Raw genomic sequence first — 5,864 nt, 5'->3', positions numbered from 1 at the left:
GGGAGAGTGAACGGCGCCGCGTCGTTGAGGTACACACTGTAGAGATTGTGAATAGACATGCGTGACTCCTAGACGCGAGTGATCTTACTGGCCCGTAGCTCCCGGCAGCGGCGGACAAAATCATGCTGAGTGAACCGCAGATCACCCCGGGCCTCGCTCGGGGCGATGGCCTTGATCTCCTCGTTCATGCGAATGTCGCTCTTGGGGTTGCGGCGGTTGAGCCCGCGGGCACGCTGGACGAGCGTCGCGCGGTGGCGTGTGGAGGTGACCCGCGGCGGCTCGGCCAGCGCCAGCCGGCGGCTCTCCCCGCTGTAGACCAGCGGATTGACCTGCCCGGTCTTCTTGAGCTTCCGCCCGGTGTAGGCTTGATAGAACTCCTTGCCGGATTTCCCCATGCCTTTGCGCGGCTTGTAGCCGTAGCGGTTGAAGGCGATCATCTCGAAGTGGAAGTGCATGAAGCGGAAGTGAAACTCGGCGGTGGCCGCCAGCGACTCCTTGATCAGCCTGTTGACCTGCGACTTGAGCAAGCCCGGCGTCGCACCCCATTCCTTCACCACGATCGAGCTGATCATGCGGCACCTCCCTCGCCCCAGGCGACCTCGAGCGTCGCGACAATGAAGTCGCCTTGCCCGGGGAAGTCCGCGGGGTTCGAGAGCGACCAGGCCTTGAACACCACACTGTCGGCCGCGAGGTAGCTGTACCCGTCCGTCTCGTTGGTTGTGCCAGCCAGGTCCATGAGGCCCTTAAATGTCGCGTAGGTCTCATCGGATGGGCATCGCTCGAGCCGCCCCACCAGCTGCTTCACCAGGTGATCCAGCAGCACCGGACTTTCGTCCATTCCCGCCGGCATGTCGAACACCAACCGGATCCACAGCGCACCGCGATCGGTCCACGCGCCGGGCGACCCGATCCGAGTCGTCGCGGCTCCATCCGGATCGCGCGTGAACACGATCGCATAAGGTCGGTAAGCGTTCATCTCCGCGAGCGAGTAGTTGCGCGCGCCAGCGGCCGGGGGTGGGAGCGATTCGTGCCAGATCCGCGCGAAGGCCGCGGCGTGGGTCGTCGCGCCCACCAGGTTGCGGAACTCGCTGCAGTCCGCCAGCGTCTTGGCCAGCAGCTGCTGCGGCGTATAGAGGATCGAATACGCCCGGGCCATCACACCGGGCGTGATCGCAAACGTGAGTGCGATATAGTCCCCGGCCGAGGCATCTCCTGCCGTCCAGTTCGCTCCGCCCGAGGATCCCGCGACCGCCATGGCCTTGGTGGCGATCCCCGTCGAGATCGACCCGGCCGGACCGTCGGCACTTGCCAGGATCGTCCACCCGGCAGGCGCCGCGATCACGCGCGGCGAACCGTCGTAGGCGAGCACTCCCACCGCCAGGCAGTTGGGGACCGTCGTCACCACCTCGGGCTCGGGGCGCGGAAGCACCGCATCGCCCTGCGCCGCGTCGCTCACATGGATCACGTCCCACGGATCGACCCCGCGGACAATGAACAGGTTATAGAGCGAGTGATCGGCCGCGTCGCAGGTGATCGTATAGGTCGCAGGCTCGGCGTGCGTGGCGAACCGGGTGAACACCGCCAGGTTGATCTTCGCGTCCTGGGTGATTTCCGCGACGACTGCCGTCCAGCCCGCGGGCGGCGTGATGTCGACCGCCGCGGCCTCGGTCGCCACGACCAGTACCAGCAGGTCCCCGATCGCCACGCCGGCAGGCTTCGCGATCGCGACGCTCGCCGTGACGGCCGTGCCGTTGGTGCCTGCGTGGACTGTGGGGGTTTTCCAGGTCATGGCGTGCGCCTGCGATAGCTTTCGCGGGACGCCTCCACTGGCGCCAACCGCTTGGTCTTGAGGGTGGTGAACTCGCTCGAGGTCGTGAAGTTTTCGACGGCGTACTGCAGCGTCCCGAAGGTCACCAGGACCGGGACAGCGCCGGTCAGTTCGAGGAAGAAATCACGCGTGACGACGTCCTCGAACCCGTACTCCGTTTGCCGCCGCTCCGTGATTTCCGCGCCCGGCTTGGCTGTGGCCGCGGAAGTGGCACCCGCTCCATCCGTGAGCGTCACGGCTTCCGCGAAGAAGTCCGTGCTCAGGATGTTCCGGCGGATCACGTCCGCCTTGAGGGTGCGGAAGGTCATGCGTCACCGCCCTTTCAATCGGGCCGCGTGCGACGCGGTTTCTTCGGGGCCGGTTCTTCCGTGGTTGCCTCGGCCGCTGCTGGCGGATCCGCCGACACCAGATCCGGCGGCGCCAGATGATGCGGCAGGGCCGGCGGAGGAACCGCGGTCGCCGCGGTGAGCACGCTGCGGATCACTGAACCGCGATCGTGCGGCGGGTAATCCCGCGACGCGACCAGGTCGGCCAGCTGCACGTCGTTGAGTCCGTCGACATGTCCCTGCGCCACGCCGTCAGGCACGTGCAGATGCTGTTTGATCAGGGCCTTGGCCTCCTGGGCCAGTGGAGTCTCGTTGTACATAGGTTTGAGTCCTTTGCTTAGGTGTCGGTGCGAAGCTTAGACGTGCGTGCCAACCACGTCGTCAATCACGACGCCGTCAAGGATGTTCGCCGGCTCGCAGTTGGCGATCGAGCTGGCGACCTTGGTCGGGGTGAAGTCGTCCCCATCCGGGCCGTAGGTCGCCGTCCCGTGCCACACGTTCGCGACCGCCGGGTAGACAGGCAGCGGAATTACGGGCAGCAATCGCCGCACTTCCTCGCGCAGATTCTGGCGGTCACGGATATGCGCCCCCGCCATGTCGGCCAGTGCCCCGCGCACGATCCGCACGTCGATCACCACCGCGGCGAGCGCCACGGCCGGTGGCGTCCGGATCTCCCGATCCAGTACGACGCTGTTGTCGTTGGTTCGGCTGACCACGCGATACCACCCGGGAATGACGGTCCCACTCCCTGCATCGTGCAGGTAGAGCCACGTGCGCGTGCTCGTGGTCAGCTCGGTGAACGAGCCCGCATCGGTGAGCGTACGCGTCGCCGCCGTCCAAGCGCCGGCATCGCTCAGAATCGTCTGGTCCGCCAAACGCCGCACATGATGCCGCGCGACGGCCTCGGGCAGATGCAGCGAATACTGGATCTGCAGGCGGGCCGCCTCCTGAAGTAACGCAATCGACATGCTGCACCTCGTTTCGTGCGACTGAAAAAACGCTCGCGCCGCCGCCTGTCACCACGCACGGCGCGAGCGCCCACCGTTGAGAAGCTCAGCGAGTTATCGCGGCAACTTCACTTCGACATCGATCCCCAGGATCTCGATCTGCGGGACGGACGCGTTGGCGGCCGTCTTATTGAGCTGCGCGTAGAGCTGCAGCTGACCGGCGAACGCGTCCATGCGGAAGCGCTGCCCGGCCGCGACGCGCCGCAGCGAACCGCGCGCGTCGCTCAAGAAGAACCGGCAATCGGCCAGCCCGCCCACGCTCGCCGTCGGGCCATCCTGCGTCAGTCCGCCACTGCTGAAGTCAATCACGGCGCGGCGATAGACCGCCCCGAGCGTCTGACCGGTTGCAGCGGCGGCCACCGTGTTGGTGCCGTCACGCGAATCGATCACCACGTTGTCGTTGGCCGTCATGCGGAAGCCGATGGCCGTCGCAATCGCGGTCGGGTCGACGTTCTGCGCGGCCGCCAGCCCCCAGAACACGGTGTTCCCGGCGCCGAAGGCCACTACACTGCGGATCAGGAACTCGACCCGCACCAGGTCGTTGATATCCCAGGGGTAGATGTCGCCCTGGTAGAGGCACGCCGTTTCGACCTCGGCATCGTTGTCAATGAGCAGCCGCATGGCGCCGCCCGCGACGGCCTGCACCGTCGGGCCACCGGCACCCACCAGCAACGAGCAGAAATCCTGATTGCGCGAGGCCACCAGCGGCGGCGCTTGGGCACCGCGGAACCGGTAGCGAATGATGTCAGTGTTTCGAGACATGAGGGTCGATCTCCTTTACCGAGAGTCAACGAGTTTTGTGATGGAAAGTAAAAACCGGCAGCCGGGCGCGCCCGGGAGGGACCGCGCCCGACCGCAGGACACAGACAATGCGCTTACACGCCGGGGTTGCAGGCCGTACCGCGCCACGATACGGCCGCCGCGCCAAAGCGGCCTTCGACTTCGAAGATCTCGCTCTTGCGCGCCGGGTCAAACCAGTTGCTCCGCTTCCCACCGCGGCCGTAGCCACGCTGGAAGGCATGGACGATGCAGCGGCGGATCCGCGGATCGGCGAACGTGTACCAGGCCGTCAGGCTCGCATCTTCCAGGTCGGGCTCGACGATCGGCTGAATGACGCCGCGATGCACGTTGATCGTGGCGTCGGTGATCGGGAGCTTTGACTCGTTCAGCTGGCTGAACGTGAGGAAGGTCTGCATCGCAGCCTCTTCCCAGGCGCTGGGAACCAGGGCGATGCGGGGCGGCGACTTCACGCGACCCAGCCCGCCAATGCCCAGCTGCCGACGATGCAGCAGCTTCATGGCCTGGGCCTGGGCGATGCTCGGACCGGCGCCGGCCGCCGGCAGGTTGCCGTGCCCGACCAGGTTGTAGAGCGCGACGCCGTCGGGCATGACGACGTTGCCCGTGATCAGGTTGAGGCACAAGCGATTGAGCGTCTGCTCGTGCGCCACAGCCAGCGACTGCAGCGCGAGCCCGAACCCGTCCAGGTCGTCATTGGCGACCATGACCGGGGTCAAGGCCACGGCGTTCCCGTAGCGGGCGACTTGAATCCACCCGGCCAGCTCTTCGTTCATCTGCGCCTGCTTGATCTCTTCATCGTCCATGATTTCATCGAGCTCGGGCAGGTTGCCCATCCCGATGACCGTGGCCGGCTTGAAGTCCGGCAGGTCCGCCATCCGCGCCGTCCAGATCGGATAAGTCGGCTCGGCGATCTCCAGGGCCTGGTCGAGCATCTTGTTCGCCAGGTTGGAGAGCAGGTTCGGGAAGTCGCCGGGACGGTTCCACGAGGGACCGTACGCGCCGACGTCGGCCATCGAATTGATCCCGACGCCGCACATCTGCAGCGCCTGCAGCGCGACGGCCTCCGGATCCGCGAAGTCGCTCACCCGCTCACCCCGCAGCGCCAGGCACTGCTTGGCGAAGTAGGAGAGCGGCGCCCGCGTCAGTTCGCGCACGTCGGCCGACACGTTTTCACGCGTCGGACGGTAGTTCGCCCGCAAGAGCATCGCGTCGACCGCGTCGGCGGCAAAGCGATCGGCGCCCTCGCGGGAGTTGGTCACGGGCGTGACGGGCTGCTCGGCGGCGGCCTTCTCCTGGTGCCACTTGGCGATGACCGCCTCGTGGGTGTCTTCACTGCCAATCGCGGCGGCGATCTGCGCGGGCGTCATGCCCAACAGCTTGCCGGACGCCTCGATCTGTGTGCGACGCTCGCGGTCGGCGATGGCCCCGGCGCGACGGGCTTCCTGGATCTCGCGATCGTGGGCGGCCTGCACGTTGGGGGCTGCGGCCAGCGGAGCAGCTGCCTGCTCGACGACCTGCGCCGGCGGTGCCTGTTGGGTCAAGCCCTTCAGGACCTCCGCTTCCTCCGTCGGGACCTGGCCGCGGAAAAAACCACTGAGAGCCGCAGCGCAAACTTCGTCGCTCGCATCGGCGGCGCTCACGAGACCCAGGGCGTACAAGGCCGCCTTGATTCTCTTCGACATATCAGACTCCTTTGCTGCGGCTTGGGCCGCAAGAGGAACGGAAACATCGCTCGCCGCCATGGGTCGAGCGTTGGAAACAACTTGATTTGTTGGGGCCGGGACCACGGCCGCATCGTCCATGTCCGCGTCGGCCTCCTCGACCACGATCGGGGCGAGTGAGTCGAGCGTGCCCACGGCGTCGATCATCCCGAGGCGTAAGGCTTCGTCAGCCAGGAACACCTTG

At 66.4% G+C, this 5,864-nt stretch carries 7 protein-coding genes; all 7 read right to left on the bottom strand.

Translation table 11 applies throughout. From position 1 onward, the window contains the following. Positions 1 to 68: 68 nt before the first annotated feature. Complete coding sequence (locus tag WC815_23955; protein ID MFA5911847.1) at positions 69 to 572, bottom strand: hypothetical protein; 504 nt, start codon at positions 570 to 572, stop codon at positions 69 to 71. Next, a complete protein-coding gene (locus WC815_23950; protein ID MFA5911846.1) occupies positions 569 to 1,789 on the bottom strand; it encodes a hypothetical protein in 1,221 nt (406 codons plus the stop codon). Before WC815_23950 ends, WC815_23955 begins: the two co-directional genes overlap by 4 nt. Further along, positions 1,786 to 2,136, bottom strand: a complete 351-nt coding sequence (locus WC815_23945; protein MFA5911845.1) for a hypothetical protein — start codon at positions 2,134 to 2,136, stop codon at positions 1,786 to 1,788. The genes WC815_23950 and WC815_23945 overlap by 4 nt, the downstream gene beginning before the upstream one ends. 14 nt (positions 2,137 to 2,150) lie before the next feature. Beyond that, the gene (locus WC815_23940; protein ID MFA5911844.1) at positions 2,151 to 2,474 is read right to left on the bottom strand and encodes a hypothetical protein; all 324 of its coding nucleotides are present in this window, start codon (positions 2,472 to 2,474) and stop codon (positions 2,151 to 2,153) included. A gap of 36 nt (positions 2,475 to 2,510) precedes the next feature. Then, a complete protein-coding gene (locus WC815_23935; protein MFA5911843.1) occupies positions 2,511 to 3,122 on the bottom strand; it encodes a hypothetical protein in 612 nt (203 codons plus the stop codon). Between the two features lie 93 nt (positions 3,123 to 3,215). Further along, positions 3,216 to 3,923 carry a hypothetical protein gene (locus tag WC815_23930; protein MFA5911842.1) on the bottom strand — a complete coding sequence of 236 codons (708 nt, stop codon included), beginning with the start codon at positions 3,921 to 3,923 and terminating at the stop codon, positions 3,216 to 3,218. Between the two features lie 113 nt (positions 3,924 to 4,036). After that, the coding region (locus WC815_23925; GenBank protein ID MFA5911841.1) for a hypothetical protein at positions 4,037 to 5,864 on the bottom strand (1,828 nt) is incomplete at its 5' end.

It is taken from the genome of Vicinamibacterales bacterium (genome assembly GCA_041659285.1).
Classification (GTDB): domain Bacteria; phylum Acidobacteriota; class Vicinamibacteria; order Vicinamibacterales; family UBA2999; genus 12-FULL-67-14b.
This window is presented reverse-complemented; position numbering and strand designations above follow the sequence as displayed.

Excerpts from the sequence above, each read along its gene's own strand:
- WC815_23930 (MFA5911842.1), bottom strand. The coding sequence starts at position 3,923 with ATGTCTCGAAACACTGACATCATTCGCTACCGGTTCCGCGGTGCCCAA.
- WC815_23950 (MFA5911846.1), bottom strand. The coding sequence starts at position 1,789 with ATGACCTGGAAAACCCCCACAGTCCACGCAGGCACCAACGGCACGGCC.
- WC815_23940 (MFA5911844.1), bottom strand. The coding sequence starts at position 2,474 with ATGTACAACGAGACTCCACTGGCCCAGGAGGCCAAGGCCCTGATCAAA.
- WC815_23935 (MFA5911843.1), bottom strand. The coding sequence starts at position 3,122 with ATGTCGATTGCGTTACTTCAGGAGGCGGCCCGCCTGCAGATCCAGTAT.
- WC815_23945 (MFA5911845.1), bottom strand. The coding sequence starts at position 2,136 with ATGACCTTCCGCACCCTCAAGGCGGACGTGATCCGCCGGAACATCCTG.
- WC815_23955 (MFA5911847.1), bottom strand. The coding sequence starts at position 572 with ATGATCAGCTCGATCGTGGTGAAGGAATGGGGTGCGACGCCGGGCTTG.